We start from the raw sequence: 24,319 nt of genomic DNA on the forward strand, positions 1-24,319 counted from the left end.
CCAAAAAACTGATAGTGAAACGACACTCGCTCTCGCCACGTTCCGTATCGGGCAGGGTCAAAGCTTTCCAGATAGCGCACTTTGCCGAGGATCGGCATTGGGTAGCCAGCGCTTTAAAATGGCTGAGAAACTGCCGTCATGGCGCATATCATCAAAAGCCCGTTGCCAAGCCGCGACAATTTTCGGGTCTGTCTTTAACGAAAAAGCGATGTAATAAGCCGATTGCATAAAGGGCACATGGCTCTGTACCTCAGCAACTTTCAGACCACCCGTGGCCAGTTCGTCCTTGAGCGTGACATCCTGCGTGGCAATCAGCTTAACCCGACCATATTTCAACATGGTCACCATATTCTTCGGGGTGCTGACGCCGTATAGATTTTCAAAGCCCAACTCAGTCAGCGCATCATAGGTGTACCACTTTTTGGGTACAGCCAATGGGCCGCTGGCCTTGGCATCAAGCAAGCTATTGAACTTCAAATTGCGGGATTTGAGCGAGTAAAAGCTGGTTGTACCGACCAGAATCGGCCCCACCCATTGGAACAGTTTTTCACGCTCAGGGGTACGCACCGTTGAGAAAATCGCGGTGTCGGGCTCATGCGAGGCTTTATAGTAGCCGCGCGCCCAAGGCCTGATCTTTATCACCGCATCATGGCTGCCGGTACGCGAAACCAACTCGCGCGCGATCTCCACCGACATGCCACGCAACTGATTATCCTCGGTAAAAGCTAGCGGCGCGGCCTCTTCGGTATACAGGCGTATGGCCGCACTGGCGCTGGCAGTTAACAGACTCAGCAGCAGAACGGCGATACACTTTTGCTGCAATGAACGCATCAAGCCCAACCCCTGTACTCACAATTATGACGGCGGTCATTGACCCCCAATGCTCCAAGGCATTGTCCAGTAGACGTCCGAACAGGCCTGTGCATTACATTGATCCAATGCTATCGGCCAACGCTTGGCGTTTGCTTAGTAAATTCCTCGCGCAGCGCAGTTTATCAATGCGTGTCAAAAACGATCTTTAGACCCTAACATGACTCAATTGGGCACAATTTGCAGCCGAAAACGCGCTCTTTGATGACGCTATTGCCGACAGCCTGAACAAAAATCACACACTTGAACCGACAATCGGACTAGCCTCGAAGGCTCAAGCAGGCGATGATCGCCATTCAACCCAGTGCTATGACAGATATGATCGACACTACAGAAGCCACAACGCCTAAACACAAACCTCGCCCGCTTATTGATTTGCTCGTCAGCATCGTCATACCGTCATTGGTACTGATGAAGCTCAGCGGTGAAACACGTCTCGGTCCAGACGGTGCCTTGATGCTGGCATTGGCATTCCCCATTGGCTGGGGCGCGTTCGAGCTGATCAAGTACCGTAAATTCAATTTCATTGCCCTGCTGGGGCTTGTCAGTGTCTTGCTGACCGGCGGCATTGGCTTGCTACACCTGAATAACCAGTGGCTGGCGATCAAGGAAGCTGCAGTACCCGGCGTAATTGGTATCGCCGTGCTCGTATCGACACGCACACGTTACCCGCTGATTCGCACCATGCTGTTCAACAAGACCGTACTCAATGTCGACAAGATTCAACAACGGCTTGAGGAAGGCGGCAACACTAAGCAGTTTGAGGCACGCCTGCTCAAGGCCACCTACCTGCTCAGCGCCACCTTCTTTTTCTCATCGGTAATGAACTACATTTTGGCGCGCTGGATCGTTGTCAGCCCTGCAGGCAGTGAAGCCTTCAACGATGAACTGGGCCGCCTGACGCTCCTGAGCTATCCAATGATCGCGATCCCGTCGATGATCATGATGATGGCTATCTTCTATTACCTGTGGCGCACCATTCATGGCCTGACCGGTTTGAAGCTAGAAGAAATCATGCACCAAGCTGAGCAAGACAAGCAGTCCTGAGCCCCAGCAACGAGCATGGCGTCTTCTCGCCCAGGCACAGCTGAGCACGCGCCAGTAAAGCGGCGAGTCGTGCCTGCGTGCTGACACTTTCGGTTTACCTGGGTTTATTTCTCTCAGCCCTGGGCGCGGCCACCTTACTGCCGCTGCAGTCTGAAGCCCTGTTGGTTGGCCTGCTGCTCAGCCATGACTACTCGGTCTGGCTGCTGCTACTGGCCGCCAGTCTGGGCAATATTCTCGGCTCGGTGATTAACTGGTGGCTCGGTCGCTACATTGAACACTTCAGTCAGCGCCGCTGGTTTCCGGTAAAGCCGCAGCAGCTTGAGCGCGCGCAGGCTTTTTACGCGCGCTACGGCCGCTGGAGCCTGCTGCTCAGCTGGGCGCCGGTCATTGGTGATCCTCTGACCTTGGTCGCCGGGGTTATGCGTGAGCCGCTGTGGCGTTTTCTATTGCTGGTCACCCTTGCCAAAGTCGCACGCTACGGCATTTTGACCGTGATTACCCTGAATCTCAGCTAGCCAGCAGCCCTTCATTTGTCGCAAAGCGCAACACATGGGGAGCATTCGTGCGCCAGCTCGCATAGAATGCGCGGCCGTTTTTCAGGAACAGCGCGCAGCATGTCTTTTTCTACTCCAGCCCGCGCCTGCGGCATCGACTTCGGCACATCCAACTCAACCGTCGGCTGGCAGCGCCCAGGCGTTGACGCCTTGATTGAGCTCGAAGATGGCAAGATCACCCTGCCCTCGGTTATTTTCTTTAACTTTGAGGAGCGTCGCCCGGTTTACGGCCGACTGGCCTTGCACGAATACCTTGAAGGTTATGAGGGGCGTTTGATGCGCTCCCTGAAAAGCCTGCTTGGCTCAAAACTCCTGAAGAGTGAAACCACGGTGCTCGGCAGTGCCTTGCCCTTCAAGGACCTGCTTGGTTTCTTTATTGGCGAACTGAAAAACCGCGCCGAAACCGTTGCTGAGCGCCCCTTTGAAGAAGTGGTGCTCGGTCGTCCGGTGTTTTTCGTCGACGATGACCCGGTTGCCGATCAGGAAGCGCAAAACACCCTGATCGCCGTTGCCCACAAACTTGGGTTCAAAGACGTTTCCTTCCAGTACGAACCCATTGCCGCCGCATTCGACTACGAAAGCACCATTGCCAAGGAAGAGCTGGTCTTGATCGTCGACATTGGCGGCGGTACTTCCGACTTCTCGCTGGTACGCCTGTCGCCCGAGCGCCGTGCCGTTGCCGAACGTCATGAGGATATTCTGGCCACCGGCGGCGTGCACATCGGCGGCACCGACTTCGACAAACAACTGAGTCTGCAAGGGGTGATGCCGCTGTTCGGTTACGGCAGTCGCATGAAAAGCGATGCATTGATGCCAACCAGCTTTCACCTCAACCTGGCGACCTGGCATACCATTAATGCGGTGTACGCGCAAAAATCCCAGCTGTCGCTGAAAAGCATGCGTTACGACATCGTCGATCCAACGGGTATCGACCGCCTGTTCAAACTGATTGAACAACGCGCCGGCCATTGGCTAGCCATGCAGGTTGAAGACAGCAAGATCGAGCTGACCGAGAAAGATGTGCGGCCGATTGACCTCAAGCGCGTAGAGCCTGGCCTGGTTGCAGAGCTAAGCCGTGAGCTGTTTGACAGCTCTATCGAGCCGCTGCTTGAACGCATCCGCGCCAGCGTCAGCCAACTGCTGAGCAGCGCAGGTGTCGGTGTGGCCGACGTCGATACAGTGTTCTTCACCGGCGGTTCCAGCAGCATTCCGGCGCTGCGCCAAAGCGTCGCGGCCATGCTGCCCAACGCCCGCCATGTTGAAGGCAATAACTTCGGCAGCATCGGCAATGGCCTGGCAATTGAGGCGCACAAACGTTACGGCTAAGGTGAGGGCGACAGACTCAGGCTTGCGGATAGGCGCAAGTACGCGGCTCCAGAGCGCTGGATTCGATATTGAGCATGTCGCCTTACTGAATAATTTCAGGCGCGATGTGGCGGGATCGAGCCTGTTGCCTGCCGGGGTCAGTTGAGCCGCTTTTCGAAGTAGACACGCTTGAAGCCGTCCTCGGTACGACGCCCCACTTGCACATAACCGAGCCTGGAATAGATTGCCAGGTTGGCGCTCATCAGCTCATTGGTATACAGCTGCACGGCATCAATTGCGAGCTTGCGGCCAGCCTGTTCACAAAAACCAATCAACAACTTGCCCACGCCCTGGCCAGCAGCGCTGGGCAAGACAGCCACATTCTCCAGAAGTAGCTTCCCGGCGCTGGCATAAAACACAATAAACCCAAGCAAACTGCCGTTTGCATCAGTCGCGACGTAGACGATACCCGCGGCAATCTGCGCGGCATAATCGGCGAGCATTGGTGCGGGCTTGCGCCCGATCACAGGCACATAGCGCGCATAGGCTTGTTCAGCACAGTCTCGAATGCTCGACTCATCACTGGCGATGGCCAACCTGATCATGGCAACCTCTTGAGCAGTTGATCCACCGATAGATTTAGACGCGCTGCTCTGCAAAGCCCAAAGCCAGGCACGGGATGCCTGGCTTGTGGCTTGACGACTGAAGAGACCAGCAGTGGCACCCGTCAGGAATGCAGGTTAATTAACGCGGAACAGCAGGCGCCTTGGTTGGTTTCTTGCCTTTGCCTTTCTTGGCATTGGCGCGCTCTCTGGCCGCTTCCTGGTTCTTGGCAAAGGCTGCAGCCTTGGCTTGCTCGCGCTTGTCCCATGGCTTGCTGCCATCGCTGGCGCGTGGCGGCAGGCCTGTGTGTTGGGTCAGCATTGGCTTGCCGACTTTCTTGCTACCCGCAGGCGTCGAGTTCTTGCGCCGCGCACTTTGATAACCATCAACCGCTGGCTGGAACGCCGGGATCAGCTGGTTCTTGCCATTACCAATCAAGTCGCTACGGCCCATGCGCTCAAGCGCTTCACGCAGCATTGGCCAGCCACGCGGGTCGTGGTAACGCAGGAAAGCCTTGTGCAAGCGGCGCTGGGCCTCGCTCTTAACAATGGTCACGCCATCGCTCTTGTAGGTCACCTTGCGCAGCGGGTTTTTACCCGAGTGATACATGGCCGTCGCTGTCGCCATTGGCGATGGATAGAAGGCCTGGACTTGGTCGGCACGGAAACCGTTGCCTTTGAGCCAGAGCGCCAGGTTCATCATGTCTTCATCAGTGGTGCCCGGGTGCGCAGCGATAAAATAAGGAATCAGGTATTGCTCCTTACCCGCCTCTTTCGAGTACTTCTCGAACATGCGCTTGAACTTGTCGTAGCTGCCGATACCCGGCTTCATCATCTGATTGAGCGGGCCTTCTTCGGTGTGTTCCGGCGCGATCTTGAGGTAACCACCTACGTGATGGGTGACCAGTTCCTTGACGTACTCCGGTGACTCGACCGCAAGGTCGTAACGCAGGCCGGATGCGATCAGGATCTTCTTCACGCCGGGCAACGCGCGGGCAGAACGATACAACTGGATCAGCGATGAGTGATCGGTATTGAGATTCTCGCAGATGCCGGGGAACACGCAGGATGGCTTGCGGCACGCGGCTTCGATTTCCGGGCTCTTGCAGGCAATGCGGTACATATTGGCAGTCGGTCCGCCGAGGTCAGAAATAACCCCGGTGAAGCCTGGCACCTTGTCGCGGATCTCTTCGATCTCGCGAATAATCGATTCTTCGGAACGGTTCTGGATAATCCGCCCTTCGTGCTCGGTGATCGAACAGAAGGTACAGCCGCCAAAGCAGCCACGCATGATGTTCACCGAGAAGCGAATCATCTCGTAAGCCGGAATTTTCTCTTTACCGTAGGCCGGGTGCGGAACACGGGCGTAAGGCATGCCGAACACGTAATCCATCTCTTCGGTGGTCATCGGGATCGGCGGCGGGTTGAACCAGACATCGACATCACCATGACGCTGCACCAGAGCGCGTGCGTTGCCCGGATTGGTCTCCAAGTGCAGCACGCGATTGGCGTGGGCATAGAGCACGCCATCACCGCGAACTTTCTCGAACGAAGGCAAGCGGATCACGGTTTTGTCACGCTCAAGGCGCGGGTGCGGCAGCAGTTGGACTACCTTGGCTTCATTGGGGTCTTCAACCGGGCCTTTTTCCTGCTCGATGGCGCAGGCCGCAGTATCTTGAGTGTTCACGTACGGGTTGATGATCTTGTCGATCTTGCCCGGACGGTCGATGCGTGTGGAGTCGATCTCCATCCAGCCTTCAGGCGTGTCACGGCGAATAAAGGCGGTGCCGCGAATGTCATTGATGTCTTCGATCTTCTGCCCGTAAGACAGGCGCTGGGCGATCTCGACCACTGCGCGCTCAGCGTTGCCGTACAGCAGGATATCGGCGCAGGCATCAATCAGGATCGAGTGGCGAACCTTGTCCTGCCAGTAATCGTAATGGGCAATGCGGCGCAAGGATGCCTCAATGCCACCGAGCACAATCGGCACGTGCTTGTAGGCTTCCTTGCAGCGCTGGCTATACACCAGGCTGGCACGGTCCGGACGGCTGCCCGCCTGGCCACCCGGGGTGTAGGCATCGTCCGAGCGGATCTTCTTGTCCGCAGTGTAGCGGTTGATCATCGAGTCCATGTTGCCGGCAGCGACGCCGAAGAACAGATTCGGCTCGCCGAGCTTCATGAAGTCGTCTTTGGACTGCCAGTTGGGCTGGGCGATGATCCCGACACGGAAGCCCTGCGCTTCAAGCAAACGGCCAATAATGGCCATGCCGAACGAGGGATGATCGACATAGGCATCACCGGTGACGATGATGATGTCACACGAATCCCAGCCAAGCTGATCCATCTCCTCCCTGCTCATTGGCAGGAAAGGCGCTGGTCCGAAACATTCGGCCCAGTATTTTGGATAATCGAATAATGGCTTGACTGCTTGCATGACGGTAACCGAAAGGTTCATGGATTTTCACGGGCGCGGATAATAGCACAATTTTTAACCAAACCCGACGCCTACGCTCAGGCTTTAACGCTATAAAAACCGCTAAACCCCTCTTCTGCCGGTACAGCAACGCAAATGAGCAAAAGCTGACTGCCCCAGCACAGCGAACTCGACAAGACACAATCAAACTTTTGTATCGACCTGCAAAGCCCAATCAAAACGCACCCGAAGACACGCAACAATCAGTTACATCTGCGTAGCTAAATTGCTATTACACCGTCTTCAGCCACCGCCAAGTGTTACCCGACCAAAGACCCAACACAACTTTAGGCCACTACTGGCCTCTTGCCGAAGACCTGACACTAAAACCGTCTAAACCGAGCGATTACAGGCATGAGCCTGCTCGGCTCAACCAGATATACCGCTTGGCCAATCGAGCATTCCCAGCGAGTGCACATTATTAAATTGGTCACTGAGGGCATAATAGTGAAAGGTCAAAACGAACGAATTTACAGCCGTTTTATCGCGTTAAAGAACCTAACAACAGCCGATATAAATGCGATGTATAGGATTTATTCCACGTTTTACCAAAACACCTCGCACGCTACATTTCTAAGCGATCTGCAGAATAAAACCGGCGCAATCATTGCTCGCACACGTCGTGCAAAACGGATAATCGGCTTCTCTACGCTGACTGTTTTTAACTGCGACATAGACGGCAAGAAAATTCGCGGCATTTTCAGCGGTGACACAATTGTCGAACCCGAATTCTGGGGCAGCCGCTGCCTGCACGTCGCGTTCTACCAGCAAATTCTGCTGGCCCGCCTGCGTCACCCCTTTACCCCGCTGTACTGGTTCCTGATTTCCAAGGGCTACAAAACCTATCTGCTACTGACACGCAACTTTTACGATTACTACCCGGACCGAAACCAGCCAAACAGCAAGCTACGCAATATCGTCAGCGCCTTCAGCAAACAGCAATACCCAAACGCCTTCGACCCGGAGCGCATGCTGCTGGACTTTGGCGAAGGCGCGGCTTGCCTGGATGAAAATATCGCCCAGATAACCCCTGAAATTCGCGCCCAAGAGCCTGACATCGCCTATTTCGAGGACTGCAACCCAAGTTGGCGACAAGGCACCGAACTGCCTTGTGCCGGAGAAATCTCCTTCTCGGCGCTGACAAAGTATTGCTATCACCTAAGCCTCAAAGTCATCCGCCTGAAGCTCAAGCAACGTGCAATAGCCAAAACCCAGACCGCCCCGAATGTGCTCAAGGGCGACACCGCAGGGCCTGAGATATGACTCGATCACTGTCGAGCCGACTTGGCCATGGGCTGCTTAAAACCTTCATGCAGCGCGGCTTGCACCGCTTCGAACGAGAAGCGCCAAAACTGGAACTGATCCAACGAAGCCTGTTGCAAAAATGGCTGCATGGCCACACGCGCACAGTGTCAGCCACCCGTTACCACCTCAAGGCTAACGACAGCTGGGAACAATTCGCCAACAAGCAGCCATGCACGACCTACGACAGCTATCGAAAACTCATAGAGCTACAGCGCAGCCAACAAAATAAGCAGTTGTTCGACAGCCCAGTGAGCCGCTACCAACCCACTAGCGGCTCGACCTCGGCGATTAAGTGGATTCCCTATACCCAGGCTTTTCTAGGCGAACTTGATCAGGCGATTACACCTTGGATTGGCGACCTGTATCGGCAATTCCCAAAGATTGCACAAGGCAGCCATTACTGGTCGCTGTCCTGGATCCCGACCTCACTGCGTGATGCAAGCAGCCATGAACTCAATGATGACATGCAGCTCATGTCCCTCGGCAAACGCCTGATCGCAGGCCTGACCCAAACAGCCCCCGCCTCAATTGCCCTGGCTAGAACTGCTGAGGATTCACTGTTCGCAACCTTGGCCTACCTGGCCGCCGACGAACACCTGAGCGTCATATCAATCTGGAGCCCGACTTTTGGGCTTGGCCTTCTCGAACAACTCGGCAGTTGTCGTGAAGAACTGATAGAGGTTCTTCAACAAGGCACCTGGGGTATGCGCGCCGAAGCCATGGCGGGCCTTAAATGCCCGCGAGCCCATAAAGCAGCACAGCGTTTGAAAGCCTGGAATGGAGTTGCTGACCCCGCCTTCTTTGCAGAGCTTTGGCCCCGCCTGGCCCTGTTGAGCGCTTGGGATACCGCCGCGGCTTCACCTTGGGCACAACAACTGCAAAAGTTGCTGGCGCACGCACAGTTCCAAGGTAAAGGCTTGTGGGCAACAGAGGGCGTCGTCAGCATTCCTTTGCGCAACCACTGCCCGCTTGCCTACCGCAGCCATGTGTATGAGTTTGAAGACCTCGAAAACGGACAGATCCTGGCCCCGTGGCAATTGCGCAAAGGCCAGCAGGTCATGCCCTTGCTCACCACAGGCAGTGGCTTTGCGCGCTACCGTATGAACGATGTCCTGCAGGTGAGCGACCACTGGCGAACCCTGCCTTGCTTCACCTTTCTCGGTCGCAATGATGGCTCCGACCTGGTTGGCGAAAAGATCAGCGCGGCGCTCGCACAAAGCATAATCGACGGACTGAGCTACTCAGGCCAGCTCCCCATTACCTTGCTAGCCCTCAACGACTGCGTGCGAGGTAAACCCGGTTATGTATTGCTGGTTGAAGGCCCGGCCAACTCAAACTCAATGTCTACCACGGCCCTGGCTGCTCAACTTGAGCACGCACTTCTAAAGAACTTTCACTACCGCCTGGCACGCGACCTCGGCCAACTGGCTCCCGCCCACTGCATTTGCCTACCGAACATGCGCCAGATCTATCTGGAGCAATCACGCGCCCGCGGGATGCTTGAAGGCAACATAAAGCTCGAAGCATTGCGGCACTGGAGCGGTCCACTGCCAATGGCGCTTCGCCAGGCACTGGAGGCAACCGCGTGAATAAAGAAATCCGCACACGCCTGGCCACGGCCAAAGACGAAAGCGCCCTGCGTGAATTGCTCAGGCGCGTTCCACAAATGGGCAGCGTTACCCTGACATTTGAACGAGAACCTGATTTTTTTATCGGTGCGCGAGTGAGTTGCGAGCATGAGCACGTACTGGTTTGCGAAGAACTGGATACCCCTGGCGTGCTTATCGCCATGATTGATATTGGCAAACGTCAGCAATACATCAATGGCCAGGTTGAATCCGTCAGGTACCTGCATGACTTGCGTATCGTCCCCGAAAGCCGCGGCGGCAAGGCCTTGAAGGCGTTGTTTATTGCGGTTGCCGAACACATGAGCGCCGAGGATGAGTGGATGGAAGCGGTCATCCTGGAGGAAAACCTGATTCCACTGGGTATTATCGGTCGCGGCCGACCTTGGCTGCCTGGCTTCTATCCTGCTGGTCGTGTCATCACCAGCCTGCTACCCGCCCAGCCACGCAAGACCGTGCAGGATAAAAGCCTGATAATCCGCCCGGCAACACGAGCCGATGCGCCCCTGCTGCAACAACTGTGGGATGGCGCTAGCCATCGCCAAGGATTCCCGGTTTACAAGGTCAATGACCTGCTGGCTGGCACGGGCTACTTCCATGGCTTAACCCTCAATGACTACCTAATCGCCTTCTTCAAGGGCAAAGCGGTTGCATGCATGGGGCTGTGGAACCAGAAGAGCTTCAAGCAAACCCGTGTCAGCGGCTACGCGCCATGGCTCGCCGCTTTACGCATCCCCTACAACCTATACGCCAGGCTGTTCGGAGCAATACATCTACCTTCGCCCGGTGATTGCTTCGACTACTTGACCCTGCACAGCCTGGTAATCGATCAAGATAATCCGAGGATCTTCAAGGCGCTACTCGACTACGTGCTTGAACATCACCTACAAGCGCAACAATGCCTCGCCTGTGGATTCTTTGATGACCATCCACTGGAGGCTGCGCTCGGCGCTTATCGGCGCAAGAAGCTCTACAGCCGCCACTTTCTGATCAGCTATAAACACGACCCTCGCCAAACCCAGGGCTCGACCAACCGCCACATAGAGATAGCCCGCTTGTGAACGCAAGTCAAAGCAGGTCATATGTCGACTCGGCGGATCTCGCGGTGCAGTCGTCTGATGCCTATCAGGGCAATCGCAAGACACAGCGGCGGCTTAGCGCCTTTGCCTGTTTGCTGGCGCTGGTGGCTGTGGCCTATGCAGGTTACTGGCTAGTGCATTTGCGCTTTATCGAAAGCACCGACAATGCTTATGTACGCGCCGACACCATGATTATTTCAAGCCAGCTTGCAGGGCGCGTCGATCAGGTCATGGTCGATGACAACCAATGGGTTGCAGTTGGCCAGCCCCTCGCGCATATCGAAGAGGCGGACTTCAGATTCAATGCAGTGCGCAGCGAAACACAGATCGCACATTTAACTGTGCAACTCGATGACATAGGCAACCAACGCGACCAACAGTTAGCGAATATTGAAGCGCAAAAAGCGGTGATACGTGCGCGCAAAGCCGAGTTGAAGCGTCACCAGCAGGATCTTGAGCGTATCCGTAAAATGCGCAATAACGGCTTTGCGTCTGAGCAGGCCTTCTCGTCGCTTGCAGCGAATGTCAGCATAGCCACCGCCCAGCTTGACCAGGCCAAGTCAGCGCTAAAGGGCATGCAGATCGCCTTGGCGCAACTGGATAACCGCCGCCAACAACTCAACACGCAAATAGCAGGCCGCGAGAACGAGCTGAACCTGGCCAGGCTCAACTTATCACGCACCACAATCAAGGCGCCTGTAGCAGGCAGAGTTGGCAATCGCTCTCTTAACCAGGGTGAATATGTACGCCCCGGCGAAGCCCTGTTATCGCTGGTGCCGCAAACCAAATGGGTTCAAGCCAACTTCAAGGAAACGCAAATTGCGTCTATGCGCAAAGGGTATAAGGCCCAGCTCCGTTTTGATGCCTTGCCCGATCTGGTAATCGAAGGCGTGATCGATAGCATGCAACCCGCTACCGGCTCCCAGTTCAGCTTGCTGCCACCTGACAACGCCACTGGCAACTTCACCAAGGTAATCCAACGTGTTCCGGTAAAGATCCTGCTTCCGGACAACATCTCTGAACTGGAGCAAATACGCCCCGGGCTTTCAGTGGAGGTGACCGTTGATCGGCGCCAATAAACCCACCGCTAGCCTATTGCCCGAACCCAGCTTGCAAGACTGGATCGCCGTGCTCAGCACCATGCTGGGTGCATTCATGGCGGTTATCGATATTTTGATTACCAACGCCTCGCTCAAGGAAATTCAGTCCGCATTGGGTGCGACCATCAATGAAGGATCATGGATTTCAACGGCCTACCTGGTTGCAGAAATCATCATTATTCCGCTGACCGTATGGCTCAATGACCTATTGGGTAAGCGCCGCCTGACGATATGGCTCACCCTTGGCTTTATTGGCTCATCACTACTCTGCTCTTTGGCCTGGTCGCTCAACAGCATGATCGTATTTCGCGCACTCCAGGGCCTGTGCGGCGGTGCATTTATTCCGTTGGCGTTCAGCATGGTACTCACCCACTTGCCCGAGCATCGTCGCCCAACAGGCATGGCCCTGTTTGCCGTAACCGCGACATTTGCACCGGCGATTGGCCCAACCATTGGCGGCTGGCTGACAGAAACACTGGGGTGGCAGTACTTGTTCTACATCAACATACCACCTGGGTTGCTAATGCTCATGGGACTGATGTATGGCCTCAAGCAACAACCGATCAACTGGAAACTGCTTGACCAGGCCGACTACGCAGGTATCTGCACAATGGCTATTGGCTTGGCATCTCTGCAGGTGTTTCTCGAAGAAGGCTACCGCAGTGACTGGTTCAGCTCACGCATGATCCTGAGCCTGGCCATTGTCGCGTTCATCAGCCTCAGCGCATTTATCATCATCGAGCTGTCCCGCGAAAACCCACTGCTCAACCTGCGCATACTCAAAAACCGCAATTTCTTTCTGAGTTGTATCGCAACCGTCGGCCTGGGCATTGGCTTGTATGGTTCGATCTATGCGTTACCGCTGTATATGTCACAAATCCAGGACAACAGCCCACTGCAGATCGGCCGGTTGATCATGTGGATGGGGCTGCCTCAACTGGCGATCATTCCTTGCGTGCCGCTACTGATGCGCTTTATTGATCCACGCATACTCTGCGCCATTGGTTTTAGCCTGTTCGGCTATGCGAGCTTTATCAGTGGCTCGCTCAACCCGGATATGGGTGGAGAGCAATTGCTGCATATTCAGTTGATTCGCGCCGCTGGCCAGCCGTTGATCCTGATTACCTCATCGCTGATTGCAACAAGCTATATCGACGCCAAGGACGCCGGCGCGGCATCGGCCCTGTTCAACATTATTCGTAATCTCACCGGAGCGATTTTCATTGCGCTATTGGTCACCATGCTGCAGAGCGAAACCCGGCACAATTATGAGTATTTGCGCGAGTCAGTCAGCAGCCTTAACCCGCAGGCATTGAGCCGACTGGAGTTCTTGACTGAGAAGTTTGACAGTTCAGAGCGGGCCCTCGCCATTATCGCCAACCAAACTCGCGAGCAGGCCTCCATACTGGCGTATAACGAAGCCTTCCATATCATGGGGGCCGCGTTGATCATCAGTGTGCTGGCGATGTTCTTTACCCGGCGCCTCCCAGCAGGCTTGAAAGCAGGCGGTGTGCATTAGGCACTGGCGCCTCGCATCCTGCCGGAAAATTCCCGAACCTAAACAGCTGCTTGCTGCTGCTCCAAGCTGATCACTGATTACTCAAGTAACGGCGCGGCACTCGCTCAGTCACCTTGGTCAGGAGTTCATAACCAATGGTTCCTGCGGCCTGTGCCACTTCATCGACGGCCAAGTGCCTACCCCACAATTCAACTGGATCCCCCACGGCAGACTGGGCCAGGTCGGTCAGATCGACCGTGAGCATATCCATGGAAACCCGACCGACCAGAGTAACCCGCAGGCCATTGACCAAAACTGGCGTGCCAGCAGGTGCATGGCGAGGATAACCATCGGCGTAGCCGCAGCTTACGGTGCCGATCACTGAGTCACGCGAGGCCACCCAACTGGCACCGTAACCAACGGACTCACCCTGAGCGACATGACGCACCGCAATCAGTTGCGCAGAAAGCGTCATCACTGATTTTAGACCAAGCTGCGCAACGCTCAAATCTGCGAAAGGCGTAGCACCATAGAGCATGATGCCGGGCCGCAGCCAATCCATATGCGCAGCAGGGATGGTCAAAATAGCAGCAGAATTAGCCAGCGAACGCTGATCAAAATCAAGGTCAAGCAGATCCAGGAAACACGCTAGCTGGTGCTCGGTGAGCTCATGACCACGTTCATCAGCACAGGCAAAGTGGCTGATCAGGTTCAGCTCGTTGCATTGCGCGCTATTTCGCAGCGCAACATGCGCGGCACGAACGCCATCGCTGTCAAACCCCAAGCGATGCATGCCACTGTCGAGCTTTAGCCAGATATTCAATGGCTGCCCTGCAGGCGCAGCCAGAACCGCCTCAAGCTGTTGCTGGCTCTGCACGACAAGATCCAGTCGCAATTGCTGGGCCAACTGCACCTCGACAGCCTCGAAGCAGCCCTCAAGCAACAGTATCCGCGCATCTGCATGCATCGCCCGGACTTGAGCCGCTTCCTCCAAGCTGGCCACCGCAAAGCCATCGGCCAGGTCATGCAACGCCGTAACCACCTCGCGCACGCCGTGGCCATAGGCATTGGCCTTGACCACTGCAAATGCCTCACGACCCGGCGCACAGCGCTTGGCGACAGCGTAATTGTGGCAAATGGCAGGCAAATCGATGGTGGCAACAAGGGGGCGCATAAACACAGCATCCAAAAAGAAAAACAGGCAGCCAGTTTAACGTCTGGACGCCTGTTTTTAATTAATTCAAGAAAAGTGTTACCCACACAAGGCGCATCAAGTGCAACCAAGGTGTGCGCACGCCTTTTTAGTCTTCGTCGAACTGGTAACTGCCTGGAGCAAGGTTTTCGAAGCGCGAGTACTTACCCAGGAACGCCAATCTCGTGGTGCCGATTGGGCCGTTACGCTGTTTACCGATAATGATTTCGGCAACGCCTTTGTATTCTGTCTCCGGATGATAGACCTCATCCCGATAGACGAACATGATGATGTCGGCGTCCTGCTCGATCGCACCCGACTCACGCAAGTCGGAGTTGATTGGGCGCTTGTTTGGTCGCTGTTCAAGGCCCCGGTTAAGCTGCGACAGGGCAACCACCGGACAGTTGAATTCTTTCGCCAAGGCTTTTAGCGAGCGCGAAATCTCGGAAATTTCATTTACCCGGCTTTCACTGCTTGAGCCTGGAATCTGCATAAGCTGCAAGTAGTCGACCATGATCAGGCCAATCTCACCGTGCTCGCGAGCCAAACGCCGCGTGCGAGCGCGCATTTCAGAAGGTGAAATACCGGCGGTATCGTCGATAAACAACTTGCGATCGTTAAGCAGGTTTACCGCCGAAGTCAGGCGTGGCCAATCGTCATCATCCAGCCGCCCGGCACGCACTTTGGTCTGATCGATACGACCAAGGGATGCGAGCATACGCATGACAATTGAGTCAGCTGGCATCTCCAGTGAATAAACTACAATCGCCTTGTCGCTGCGCAACACCGCATTCTCAACCAAGTTCATGGCGAAGGTGGTTTTACCCATCGAGGGACGACCCGCGACAATCACCAGGTCAGCGGGTTGCAAGCCACTGGTTTGCGCATCGAGGTCGGTAAAGCCGGTCGACAGGCCGGTAATGTCGTCGCCACTGTTGAACAAGGTGTCGATGCGGTCGATGGCCTTGACCAGAATGTCGTTGATCGCCAATGGCCCGCCCGTCTTGGGTCGCGCTTCGGCAATCTGGAAGATCAGGCGCTCGGCCTCATCAAGAATCTCTTCGCCCGTGCGCCCTTCCGGGGAATAGGCACTGTCGGCGATCTCGCTACTGATGCCAATCAGCTGGCGTAAAGTCGCACGCTCACGAATGATCTGCGCGTAAGCCTTGATATTGGCGACCGACGGTGTGTTCTTCGCCAATTCGCCCAGGTACGCCAAGCCACCGGCAGCAGGCAACTGGCCTTCCTTGTCCAGCTGTTCGGACAGGGTCACCACGTCAAACGGGTGGTTACGCTCTGCCAGCTTGTAGATGGCGCGAAAGATAAGGCGATGATCGTGACGATAGAAGTCACCATCAGAGACCTGGTCAAGCACGCGTTCCCAGGCATTGTTGTCGAGCATCAAGCCGCCAAGCACCGCTTGCTCCGCCTCGATCGAGTGCGGCGGCACTTTTAGAGCCGAGGTCTGCAAGTCGTATTGTTCAGGAATGCTGATGTCGTTCATAAGCTCTGAGAATAATTCTTTGGGTGCATAAAAACAAAAGGCACGACATTGCTTGCGCAATGCCGTGCCTGATTGTCAGCAGACCTGCACCGAAGTGCAAGGCCTACTACGTCGCATACTGCTTAAGCAGCTACAACAACAACCTTAACGGTTGCTTCAACGTCGCTGTGCAGGTGCACGGCTACGTCGTATTCGCCGATTTGACGAATAGTGCCGTTCGGCAGACGAACTTCAGCTTTAGCCACTTCAACGCCAGAGGCGGTCAGGGCATCAGCGATGTCGTGAGTACCGATCGAGCCGAACAGTTTGCCCTCATCGCCCGCAGTAGCGGTGATGGTGACTTCAAGTTCAGCCAGCTGAGCAGCACGAGATTCAGCAGAAGCTTTCTTCTCGGCGGCAATTTTTTCCAGCTCGGCGCGACGTGCTTCAAAAGCAGCAACGTTTGCAGCGGTAGCTGCAGTGGCCTTGCCTTTCGGCAGCAGGAAGTTACGGCCGTAACCAGCCTTAACGTTCACTTTATCGCCCAGGTTGCCCAGGTTGGCGATTTTTTCCAGCAGGATCAGTTCCATTTGGTAATAACCTCTTAACTTTTAACCTTCACCGTTCGCGGAGCCAGAGCCTTTTTTACGCTCATGACGCCCACGAAAATCAAACAGACTGTCGACAATGGCGATTACCACCAGTAACGGATAAGTCAGCTGCATAAACAGCAGCAGCGTGATGTACATCCCCACAAGCCAAAACTTGGACATCCGCCCTTGCGCCACCAGCCCATGAATCAGGGCGATGCCTGCAAACGCCAACGGTACACTGCACAACGGTGTCAGCATGGCCATTTGTGGACCGAGGTTCGGTCCTAACAGCATGCCCACCAGCAGCAACATCGCTAACGGCGGCGGCAGCTTCAAGGTGCGAAATTCGCGCCCGAAACCACCCGGGTTATACAACAACGCCTGCCAGTAACGCCCAAGCATCAGGCTCAACAGGCTGACAATCTGCAACAAAGCTGCCAGCAATCCAGTCAAAACCGGTGCAATCAGGCTGTCCAGACGCGCTCGCTCATCTACCGACATTTGCTGGTAGACCCCATCAAGCACTTGCGGCATGAGTTGTTTCAACTCTCCCGCCATGGCACCGATAGGCTCGCGGAACACCGCACCCAAAACCAACCCATACACCAAGCCCAATGCCACACTGCAAAGCAGTACACGGTTCCACGACATACTGGAGCGCAACAACAACCCCATCCCCAGCGCGCCCAGCAACACCATTAAGGTGCGCGGTTCGCCGAAGTACCACCAGGCAATCGCCGGCAGTAATGCCCATGCGAGGATGCCCAGGGCATCACTCAAACCGCGCCGCAGGAGTACAAGACAACCCGCAGCAGCACTCAACCAGAACAGCAGCGGCAATGCCGCCGATCCAACCACTACAAGAGTGGCCTGCACACGGCCGCGCATAATAAATTCAGCTAAGGCGCGCATGCGTTAATCCCTTACTACTTGTCGAACATCCGGTCTTAGCGGCCGTGGCTGTCGGTGTAAGGCAGCAGGGCCAGGAAGCGGGCGCGCTTGATAGCGGTAGCCAACTGACGCTGATAACGAGCCTTAGTACCGGTGATACGGCTAGGAACGATTTTGCCGGTTTCCGAGATGTAAGCTTTCAGCGTGTTGAGATCTTTGAAATCGATCTCTTTCACGTCTTCAGCGGTGAAACGGCAGAATTTACGACGACGGAAGAAACGTGCCATTTGATAGGCTCCTCAATAGATCCGTGGATTACTCGTCAGCGTTGTCGCTGTCGTTGTTGTCGCTGTCATCGCTGTTCGAGTCATCAGACTCAGCGTTGTCAGGACGGTCACGACGCTCACGGCGCTCACTGCGGTTTTCTTCGGCCTTGAGCATCTCCGACTGTTCAACGACTGCTTCATCGCGACGGATGACCATGTTACGGATCACAGCGTCGTTGTAACGGAAGTTGTCTTCCAGCTCAGCCAAGGCTTTGCCAGTGCACTCAACGTTCAGCATCACGTAGTGAGCCTTGTGAACGTTGTTGATAGCGTACGCCAGCTGGCGACGGCCCCAATCTTCCAAACGGTGGATTTTGCCGCCGTCTTCTTCGATCAGCTTGGTGTAACGCTCAACCATGCCGCCGACTTGCTCGCTCTGGTCCGGGTGAACCAGAAAGATGATTTCGTAATGACGCATAAATGCTCCTTACGGGTTGTAGCCTGCCGCTAAATGCAGTCAGGCAAGGAGTGAATATCACTTGTTTAGTCTTGCTGAACGGAGGGCACAAAAGCGCCTGCCGTCACGGCAAGGGGCGACATTCTAGAGAAGCCCCCGGCGACAAGCAAGGTAAACTGGTGATTATTTGAACAATTGCAGCCTGGGCGCGAAACCACGCTGCGAGATGCTGGGCAAGGCCCTGCACCTCGCGTAGTTCTGTGCGCCTAGCCATAAAGCAGCGAGCCTGACAGCGCCAGACCAGACTACTTTTTGATGCTGCGCCTTTGACGCATGGCTTCAAACAGGCAAACGCCGGTGGCGACCGACACGTTGAGGCTGCTGACGCTACCCGCCATTGGCAGCTTGACCAGGTAATCGCAGTGCTCACGCGTAAGGCGGCGCATACCACGACCTTCGGCACCCATAATCAAGATGGTTGGGCCGGTCAGGTCTTGATCGTAGATTTCTTGCTCGGCTTCGCCAGCAGTTCCTACCACCCACAAGCCGCGCTGTTGGAGTTTTTCCAGGCTGCGCGCCAGATTGGTCACAGCGACCAGCGGGATCACTTCAGCGGCGCCGCAAGCGACTTTGCGCACCGTGGCATTGAGCGTGGCTGACTTGTCTTTCGGAATCAGCACCGCCAGCGCGCCCGCCGCATCAGCGGTGCGCAGGCAGGCACCGAGGTTGTGCGGGTCGGTGACACCATCAAGCACCAGAATCAGCGGCGCACCTTCGGTGCGGTCGAGCAACTCATCGAGCATCGCCTCGCCCCACACCTGGCTCGGACTGACGTCAGCCACAACGCCCTGATGCACGCCTTCAACCCAGGCATCCATCTCACGTCGCTCGCACTGGCCAACCGCCACACGCGACTCAGCCGCCAAAGCAATCAGGGTTTGCACCCGTGGATCACTGCGCCCTTCAGCCAGCCACACTTGCTTGACTCGCTTAGGATGATGACGCAGCAAAGCTTCTACGGCGTGCACGCCGTAGATTTTTTCCAACTGACTCATGATTTCGCCTTACGTTTACGCGGTGCACTGCTGGTCGCCCCACCAGACTTTGGCGGGCCTTTACGGTGTTTGGACGGCGCAGCCGGCCCTTCTGTCTTTGACGCCCCTTTAGCTCCAGCAGCTTTTGGCTTGCCTTTGGCGCCAGCCAGCAATGCGCGCTTAACATCACGGCTTTTTTGCACATCAGCGCTAGGCGCTGGCTTGCTGGAGGATTTGCTTTCACGCTCCCCCTTACCGGCACGCTCAGTCTTACTGCTGCGCTCACCCTTTGCAGAGCGGTCATTACGGCCACGTGTGCTGTCGCCACGCTTGCGACCGACCGGAGCATCGGTAACGCTTTGCGCTATTTCGAAGTCAATTTTGCGTTCGTCGAGATCAACCCGCATCACCTTCACTTCAACACTGTCGCCCAGGCGGAAGTTACGGCCACTGCGCTCACCCGCCAAACGGTGATGAACTGGATCGAAGTGATAATAATCCGCCGGCAGCGCGGTGACGTGCACCAGGCCTTCCACGTAAATATCACTCAGCTCTACGAACAGACCAAAACCTGTCACCGCAGTAATTACGCCCGGAAAGGTCTCGCCAACGCGATCTTTCATAAACTCGCACTTGAGCCAATTCACCACATCGCGCGTGGCTTCATCGGCGCGGCGCTCAGACATTGAGCACTGCTCGCCAAGCTCTTCGAGGATCGCCTCGTCGTACGGATAGATCCGTGCCTTGGGCATGCTCGTGGCACCGGCACGCTGAACGTGCGGGGTGTCCAGCTTGGAGCGAATCACACTGCGGATGGCCCGATGGATCAACAGATCCGGGTAGCGACGAATTGGTGAAGTGAAGTGCGCATAGGCGTCGTAATTGAGACCAAAGTGGCCTTGATTATCGGCACTGTACACCGCCTGGCTCAAAGAACGCAGCATCACGGTTTGAATCAGATGGTAATCCGGGCGGTCCTTGATGGTTTCAAGCAGCGCTTGGTAATCCTTCGGCGACGGACCCTCTTTGGCCTTGCCCCGATGCAGGCTCAAGCCCAACTCGCCAAGGAATGCTTTGAGCTTTTCCAGGCGCTCAGGCGGCGGACCGTCGTGCACACGGTATAGCGCCGGAATTTCATGCTTTTGCATAAATGCGGCGGTGGCAACGTTGGCGGCCAGCATGCACTCTTCGATCAGCTTGTGCGCATCGTTACGCTGGGTCGGGCGAATTTCAGCAATCTTGCGCCCAGCACCAAAGATAATGCGGGTTTCCTGTGTTTCGAAATCAATCGCACCACGCTCGTGACGTGCAGTCAGCAACACGTGATACAACGAATACAATTGCTTGAGATGCGGCAACACCTCTTTGTACTCGCCACACAGAGCCTTGCCATCGGCAGTCTTCGGTTGCTCAAGCATGGTGCTGACTTTGTTGTAAGTCAGGCGCGCATGGGAATGAATAACCGCCTCATAAAACTGATAGTCAGTCATCTTGCCGGTTTTCGAGATGGTCATCTCGCAAACCATGGCCAAGCGATCAACATGCGGATTCAACGAGCACAGGCCGTTGGACAATTCCTCCGGCAGCATCGGGATAACCCGCTCCGGGAAGTACACCGAGTTGCCGCGCACCTGCGCCTCTGCATCCAGCGCCGAACCGATTTTGACGTAATGGGAAACGTCAGCGATGGCGACATACAGCTTCCAACCACCACCGAACAGCCGCCAGTTACCGCCGCCTTTTTCGCAATACACCGCGTCATCGAAGTCACGCGCATCTTCGCCGTCGATGGTGACGAACGGCAGATGGCGCAAATCGACCCGCTTTTCTTTGTCTTTCTCTTCGACTTCAGGCTTCAGCTTGCTGGCTTCTTTAACCACAGCATCCGGCCATACATGGGGGATGTCGTAGCTGCGCAGGGCAACATCGATTTCCATGCCCGGCGCCATGTAGTTACCCACGACCTCAACCACATCACCTTGTGGCTGGAAGCGCTGGGTTGGCCAATGGGTGATTTTCACCTCGACAAACTGACCCTGCTTGGCACCCGCATTACGTCCCTGGGTAACCAATACTTCCTGCTGGATTTTCGGATTGTCAGGAATAACGAAGCCAATGCCGCTTTCTTCGTAATAACGGCCGACGATGGATTCATGGCCGCGTGAGATCACTTCGACCACCGCACCTTCACGGCGGCCACGACGATCGAGACCGGCAACCCGCGCCAAAGCGCGATCACCATCAAAGACCAAACGCATCTGCGCCGGGCTCAGAAACAGGTCATCGCTGCCGTCATCCGGAACCAGGAAGCCAAAGCCGTCGCGGTGACCGCTGACACGGCCCAGCACCAGATCCAACTTATCAACCGGCGCATAGGTGCCGCGACGGGTATAGATTAATTGACCGTCGCGCTCCATGGCGCGCAGTCGACGACGCAGCGCTTCTATCTGCTCGTCAGTTGTCAGTCCGAACTCTTCCAGCAGCTGTTCGCGGTTTGCCGGGGAGCCACGCTCATCGAGATGCTTGAGAATAAGCTCGCGACTTGGAATGGGGTTTTCATATTTTTCCGCTTCACGAGCGGCCTCGGGATCGAGGGATTGCCAATCGGCCATTAGAGAGGATTCACCTTTTCTATATAAATTCGGTTTGTCATGCGCCTATTGAAGCGCGAAACAGGTGTCCGGGTCAGCCCGCAACACATAATATTTTTTTTAACGACGGGGGTTTACAAGTAAAAAACCGATCCGTATTATGCGCGCCACAACGACGGCAAACGTTGTTGTAGTTGATAGTAAAAGAGCAATCTTTGCAATCAATGCCCAGGTGGTGAAATTGGTAGACACGCCAGCTTCAGGTGCTGGTGACCTTACGGTCGTGGAAGTTCGAGTCTTCTCCTGGGCACCAAATTCAAAAAAACCGAGCCAAACAGCTCGGTTTTTTTATGCCTGCGTTTTAGCTTAGCAGCTGCCCAACAGAAACCGCCAAGAATCCTTGGCGGCCTTGTATTCTGGCCCTTAGACCTTGAACTGCCCTAGACTCCGGCCTAGCTGAGAAGCCAGCTCATCCAGCACCCGACCGCTCTTGGCAGTCGCCGCAACAGCCTGGGCCCCACGCTGCGATTCAGCATGAATCACTTCCACTCGCCGGCGAACAGCTGCCGCCCCTTCGGCCTGATGCAGGGCCGCATCCGCCGCCGCACTGATCGCGCCATGCACCTCTTCGACCGACACCTGCACCGAACCTTGCAGCCGCTCGCTGTCATTTAGCGCCGCCAATCCTTGTGCCGCCTGTCGGCTCGCTTGCTCGATTGCCGTTACGGCCTCACGCGCACCCTGTTGCAAGGCACCGATATGCGCCTGAATATCACCCGTTGATTGCTGGGTTTTGCTGGCCAGCGCTCGAACTTCATCGGCCACCACCGCAAAACCACGACCACTTTCACCCGCTCGCGCCGCCTCAATCGCAGCATTGAGCGCCAGCAGGTTAGTTTGCTCGGCGATACCATGAATCACCGTCAGCACCACTTCGATCTGCTCACTTTGCCGTGCCAGGCGCTGGATCACCGCCGCACCGGTATCCACACTGCCGACCAGCTCGGCAATCGAACCACCGACACGCCTGGCGATCGCCGAATTATCCTCAGTCGCTTGGCGAATAGAACCGACGCGTTGCAGCGCCTCTTGCATTGACTGGCTTTCAGCCTGAGCTTCGTCGGCCATCTGCGCCAGCGCCTGCAAGCTGCCCGCCACTTCATCACGCTGGCGTGCCGCCGAAACCTCTGCCGCAGCGCTGCGCACAGCCAGGCTTTCGATCTCGACACCTGTGCGCACGGCTATGTCACCGGCCTCACGAACAATGGGCTGCAATTTACCGACAAAGCGGTTAACCACAGCGGCCATGTCACCGATTTCATCGCGGCTGTCCATCTGCACTCGACGAGTCAAGTCACCCTCACCAGCAGCCCAATCATCCATGACCGCAATCAAGGTATGCAGCTTGCTCACCACGCGACGCCCCAAAACCAAGGCCAGCACCAATAAAATAACCAGCCCGACCAGCGCCAAGCCAATGCTGATATTCCAGCGCAGGCTCTGCGCGGCCGACTCAATAGCCTGTCGACTATTTTCAGCCATGGCTTGCGCGGTTTGCTGGGCACCTTTGAGCCGTGCCGCCAATGCCGCCGCACTGTCACTGGCCGCTGCACTCAAACCGTCCGAAACCAATTGGCCGCTGCTCTGGATGAGTGCAGAAAAACGTTGGTCAAGCTGGACAACGACCTTATCGACATCAACGGTTGAGACACCAAGGATAACCTTGCCAATCTCCGAGCCCATCGGATTAATCGACGCCTCGACCACGTAAACCCCGGAATCGCTGGCAGCCGCATTAAGCAATTTATCCAAAGAACCACGCCCCTGACCTTTGGCGATCAGGGCCTTGACTCGCTCATCCGTACGATTGACGTGACGCGTCAGGCGCTCGCCACTGGCATCGACATAGACGGCAAAGAGCACATTTGAGTTGCGATTGGCCATACGCACCAACTCGGTCAATGCAGGCACGTCATTGTCCCAAATGGCTTTTGGTGCGACCGCCGCCAGAAGTTGCGCCAAATCATCCGCTGACTGCTTGAGATTGCTTTCCAGAATACCTCGCAGCTGTGCCTGCTCCGCACTCAGACGCTCCTTCAAGCCAGCCCCAAGGCTCGCCTGGGTACGACTTGAGAGCCCCTCAAGCCCACCGCGCACTTCAGCGCTGGCCGCCTCAAGATCAGACGACAGTTGCCGGGTATCGCTGCCCAAACGCGCAGACAAGTCCTCGACCAAGGTGCTCACCGTCGTGCGCGTCAGCACCACCGCAACCACCACCTGCACCAACAACGCCAAGCCCAAGGCAATAAATACCGGGCGCAACAAACGACTGCGTAACAACGAAGCGATGGCAA

The 24,319-nt window shown here is 55.9% G+C and carries 20 protein-coding genes, 1 tRNA gene and 1 pseudogene; 9 read left to right on the plus strand and 13 right to left on the minus strand.

Features of this window, described 5'->3' with window-relative positions:
- Nucleotides 1–57: 57 nt before the first annotated feature.
- Complete coding sequence (locus tag AACY26_RS17155; protein ID WP_339515815.1) at nucleotides 58–831, minus strand: substrate-binding periplasmic protein; 774 nt, start codon at nucleotides 829–831, stop codon at nucleotides 58–60.
- A 357-nt stretch (nucleotides 832–1,188) separates the two neighbouring features.
- Between AACY26_RS17155 and AACY26_RS17160 the strand changes: the two genes are divergently transcribed.
- The 3 genes from AACY26_RS17160 to AACY26_RS17170 all read left to right on the plus strand — a co-directional run bounded on the left by AACY26_RS17160 (nucleotide 1,189) and on the right by AACY26_RS17170 (nucleotide 3,797).
- Nucleotides 1,189–1,917, plus strand: coding sequence for a VC0807 family protein (locus AACY26_RS17160; protein WP_339515816.1), 729 nt, complete (start codon nucleotides 1,189–1,191; stop codon nucleotides 1,915–1,917).
- Between the two features lie 77 nt (nucleotides 1,918–1,994).
- Nucleotides 1,995–2,432: a YqaA family protein gene (locus tag AACY26_RS17165; RefSeq protein ID WP_339515817.1), complete on the plus strand. Its 438-nt coding sequence runs from the start codon at nucleotides 1,995–1,997 to the stop codon at nucleotides 2,430–2,432.
- A gap of 99 nt (nucleotides 2,433–2,531) precedes the next feature.
- Nucleotides 2,532–3,797, plus strand: a complete 1,266-nt coding sequence (locus AACY26_RS17170; RefSeq protein ID WP_339515818.1) for an Hsp70 family protein — start codon at nucleotides 2,532–2,534, stop codon at nucleotides 3,795–3,797.
- Between the two features lie 137 nt (nucleotides 3,798–3,934).
- On the opposite strand, the gene AACY26_RS17175 is transcribed toward AACY26_RS17170, so the two are convergent.
- Both AACY26_RS17175 and AACY26_RS17180 read right to left on the minus strand, forming a co-directional pair.
- Nucleotides 3,935–4,381 carry a GNAT family N-acetyltransferase gene (locus AACY26_RS17175; protein ID WP_339515819.1) on the minus strand — a complete coding sequence of 149 codons (447 nt, stop codon included), beginning with the start codon at nucleotides 4,379–4,381 and terminating at the stop codon, nucleotides 3,935–3,937.
- A 139-nt stretch (nucleotides 4,382–4,520) separates the two neighbouring features.
- Nucleotides 4,521–6,812, minus strand: coding sequence for a YgiQ family radical SAM protein (locus AACY26_RS17180; RefSeq protein ID WP_339516103.1), 2,292 nt, complete (start codon nucleotides 6,810–6,812; stop codon nucleotides 4,521–4,523).
- A gap of 561 nt (nucleotides 6,813–7,373) precedes the next feature.
- Between AACY26_RS17180 and AACY26_RS17185 the strand changes: the two genes are divergently transcribed.
- The 5 genes from AACY26_RS17185 to AACY26_RS17205 are packed head-to-tail and all read left to right on the plus strand — an operon-like array spanning nucleotide 7,374 to nucleotide 13,479.
- The gene (locus AACY26_RS17185) at nucleotides 7,374–8,114 is read left to right on the plus strand and encodes a hypothetical protein (protein WP_339515820.1); all 741 of its coding nucleotides are present in this window, start codon (nucleotides 7,374–7,376) and stop codon (nucleotides 8,112–8,114) included.
- Entirely contained in the window at nucleotides 8,111–9,745 is a 1,635-nt protein-coding gene (locus AACY26_RS17190; protein ID WP_339515821.1) for a GH3 family domain-containing protein, read from the plus strand. The genes AACY26_RS17185 and AACY26_RS17190 overlap by 4 nt, the downstream gene beginning before the upstream one ends.
- Entirely contained in the window at nucleotides 9,742–10,842 is a 1,101-nt protein-coding gene (locus AACY26_RS17195) for a hypothetical protein (protein WP_339515822.1), read from the plus strand. Before AACY26_RS17190 ends, AACY26_RS17195 begins: the two co-directional genes overlap by 4 nt.
- 44 nt (nucleotides 10,843–10,886) lie before the next feature.
- Nucleotides 10,887–11,939, plus strand: a complete 1,053-nt coding sequence (locus AACY26_RS17200) for an HlyD family secretion protein (protein WP_339515823.1) — start codon at nucleotides 10,887–10,889, stop codon at nucleotides 11,937–11,939.
- Complete coding sequence (locus AACY26_RS17205) at nucleotides 11,923–13,479, plus strand: DHA2 family efflux MFS transporter permease subunit (RefSeq protein ID WP_445261322.1); 1,557 nt, start codon at nucleotides 11,923–11,925, stop codon at nucleotides 13,477–13,479. The genes AACY26_RS17200 and AACY26_RS17205 overlap by 17 nt, the downstream gene beginning before the upstream one ends.
- A 70-nt stretch (nucleotides 13,480–13,549) precedes the next feature.
- Here the strand turns inward: AACY26_RS17205 and alr are convergent, their stop codons facing one another.
- The 8 genes from alr to rnr all read right to left on the minus strand — a co-directional run bounded on the left by alr (nucleotide 13,550) and on the right by rnr (nucleotide 21,986).
- Complete coding sequence (alr, locus tag AACY26_RS17210; RefSeq protein WP_339515824.1) at nucleotides 13,550–14,632, minus strand: alanine racemase; 1,083 nt, start codon at nucleotides 14,630–14,632, stop codon at nucleotides 13,550–13,552.
- A 127-nt stretch (nucleotides 14,633–14,759) separates the two neighbouring features.
- Nucleotides 14,760–16,154 (minus strand): replicative DNA helicase, encoded by a 1,395-nt coding sequence (gene dnaB, locus AACY26_RS17215; protein ID WP_339515825.1) that lies wholly within the window; start codon nucleotides 16,152–16,154, stop codon nucleotides 14,760–14,762.
- Between the two features lie 122 nt (nucleotides 16,155–16,276).
- Nucleotides 16,277–16,723, minus strand: a complete 447-nt coding sequence (gene rplI, locus AACY26_RS17220; protein WP_089359783.1) for a 50S ribosomal protein L9 — start codon at nucleotides 16,721–16,723, stop codon at nucleotides 16,277–16,279.
- A gap of 21 nt (nucleotides 16,724–16,744) precedes the next feature.
- On the minus strand, nucleotides 16,745–17,638 hold the full coding sequence (locus AACY26_RS17225; protein WP_339515826.1) for a hypothetical protein: 894 nt from the start codon (nucleotides 17,636–17,638) through the stop codon (nucleotides 16,745–16,747).
- 35 nt (nucleotides 17,639–17,673) lie between these two features.
- On the minus strand, nucleotides 17,674–17,904 hold the full coding sequence (gene rpsR, locus AACY26_RS17230; protein WP_003246847.1) for a 30S ribosomal protein S18: 231 nt from the start codon (nucleotides 17,902–17,904) through the stop codon (nucleotides 17,674–17,676).
- 28 nt (nucleotides 17,905–17,932) lie between these two features.
- Nucleotides 17,933–18,361, minus strand: coding sequence for a 30S ribosomal protein S6 (gene rpsF / locus AACY26_RS17235; protein WP_339515827.1), 429 nt, complete (start codon nucleotides 18,359–18,361; stop codon nucleotides 17,933–17,935).
- Between the two features lie 284 nt (nucleotides 18,362–18,645).
- Complete coding sequence (gene rlmB / locus AACY26_RS17240; RefSeq protein ID WP_339515828.1) at nucleotides 18,646–19,395, minus strand: 23S rRNA (guanosine(2251)-2'-O)-methyltransferase RlmB; 750 nt, start codon at nucleotides 19,393–19,395, stop codon at nucleotides 18,646–18,648.
- Complete coding sequence (rnr, locus tag AACY26_RS17245; RefSeq protein ID WP_339515829.1) at nucleotides 19,392–21,986, minus strand: ribonuclease R; 2,595 nt, start codon at nucleotides 21,984–21,986, stop codon at nucleotides 19,392–19,394. The genes rlmB and rnr overlap by 4 nt, the downstream gene beginning before the upstream one ends.
- A gap of 205 nt (nucleotides 21,987–22,191) precedes the next feature.
- Between rnr and AACY26_RS17250 the strand changes: the two genes are divergently transcribed.
- Nucleotides 22,192–22,278 (plus strand) — tRNA-Leu (locus tag AACY26_RS17250).
- A gap of 110 nt (nucleotides 22,279–22,388) precedes the next feature.
- Here the strand turns inward: AACY26_RS17250 and AACY26_RS21405 are convergent.
- Together AACY26_RS21405 and AACY26_RS21410 are read right to left on the minus strand one after the other, a co-directional pair.
- Nucleotides 22,389–23,273 (minus strand): methyl-accepting chemotaxis protein, encoded by an 885-nt coding sequence (locus AACY26_RS21405; protein ID WP_445261331.1) that lies wholly within the window; start codon nucleotides 23,271–23,273, stop codon nucleotides 22,389–22,391.
- Nucleotides 23,247–23,909: pseudogene (locus AACY26_RS21410) on the minus strand (HAMP domain-containing protein); the annotation flags it as partial. The pseudogene AACY26_RS21410 and the gene AACY26_RS21405, both read right to left, overlap by 27 nt.
- Nucleotides 23,910–24,319 lie beyond the last annotated feature (410 nt).

This window comes from Pseudomonas sp. RL_15y_Pfl2_60, assembly GCF_963970595.1.
Taxonomy (GTDB): Bacteria; Pseudomonadota; Gammaproteobacteria; order Pseudomonadales; family Pseudomonadaceae; genus Aquipseudomonas.

Bases quoted from the DNA above. Each gene is read 5' to 3' on its own strand.
- AACY26_RS17155 (WP_339515815.1), bottom strand. From the start codon at position 831: ATGCGTTCATTGCAGCAAAAGTGTATCGCCGTTCTGCTGCTGAGTCTG.
- AACY26_RS17160 (WP_339515816.1), top strand. From the start codon at position 1,189: ATGATCGACACTACAGAAGCCACAACGCCTAAACACAAACCTCGCCCG.
- AACY26_RS17170 (WP_339515818.1), top strand. From the start codon at position 2,532: ATGTCTTTTTCTACTCCAGCCCGCGCCTGCGGCATCGACTTCGGCACA.
- AACY26_RS17175 (WP_339515819.1), bottom strand. From the start codon at position 4,381: ATGATCAGGTTGGCCATCGCCAGTGATGAGTCGAGCATTCGAGACTGT.
- AACY26_RS17180 (WP_339516103.1), bottom strand. From the start codon at position 6,812: ATGCAAGCAGTCAAGCCATTATTCGATTATCCAAAATACTGGGCCGAA.
- AACY26_RS17185 (WP_339515820.1), top strand. From the start codon at position 7,374: ATGTATAGGATTTATTCCACGTTTTACCAAAACACCTCGCACGCTACA.
- AACY26_RS17190 (WP_339515821.1), top strand. From the start codon at position 8,111: ATGACTCGATCACTGTCGAGCCGACTTGGCCATGGGCTGCTTAAAACC.
- alr (WP_339515824.1), bottom strand. From the start codon at position 14,632: ATGCGCCCCCTTGTTGCCACCATCGATTTGCCTGCCATTTGCCACAAT.
- dnaB (WP_339515825.1), bottom strand. From the start codon at position 16,154: ATGAACGACATCAGCATTCCTGAACAATACGACTTGCAGACCTCGGCT.
- rplI (WP_089359783.1), bottom strand. From the start codon at position 16,723: ATGGAACTGATCCTGCTGGAAAAAATCGCCAACCTGGGCAACCTGGGC.
- AACY26_RS17225 (WP_339515826.1), bottom strand. From the start codon at position 17,638: ATGCGCGCCTTAGCTGAATTTATTATGCGCGGCCGTGTGCAGGCCACT.
- rpsR (WP_003246847.1), bottom strand. From the start codon at position 17,904: ATGGCACGTTTCTTCCGTCGTCGTAAATTCTGCCGTTTCACCGCTGAA.
- rpsF (WP_339515827.1), bottom strand. From the start codon at position 18,361: ATGCGTCATTACGAAATCATCTTTCTGGTTCACCCGGACCAGAGCGAG.
- rlmB (WP_339515828.1), bottom strand. From the start codon at position 19,395: ATGAGTCAGTTGGAAAAAATCTACGGCGTGCACGCCGTAGAAGCTTTG.
- rnr (WP_339515829.1), bottom strand. From the start codon at position 21,986: ATGGCCGATTGGCAATCCCTCGATCCCGAGGCCGCTCGTGAAGCGGAA.
- AACY26_RS21405 (WP_445261331.1), bottom strand. From the start codon at position 23,273: ATGGCCGCTGTGGTTAACCGCTTTGTCGGTAAATTGCAGCCCATTGTT.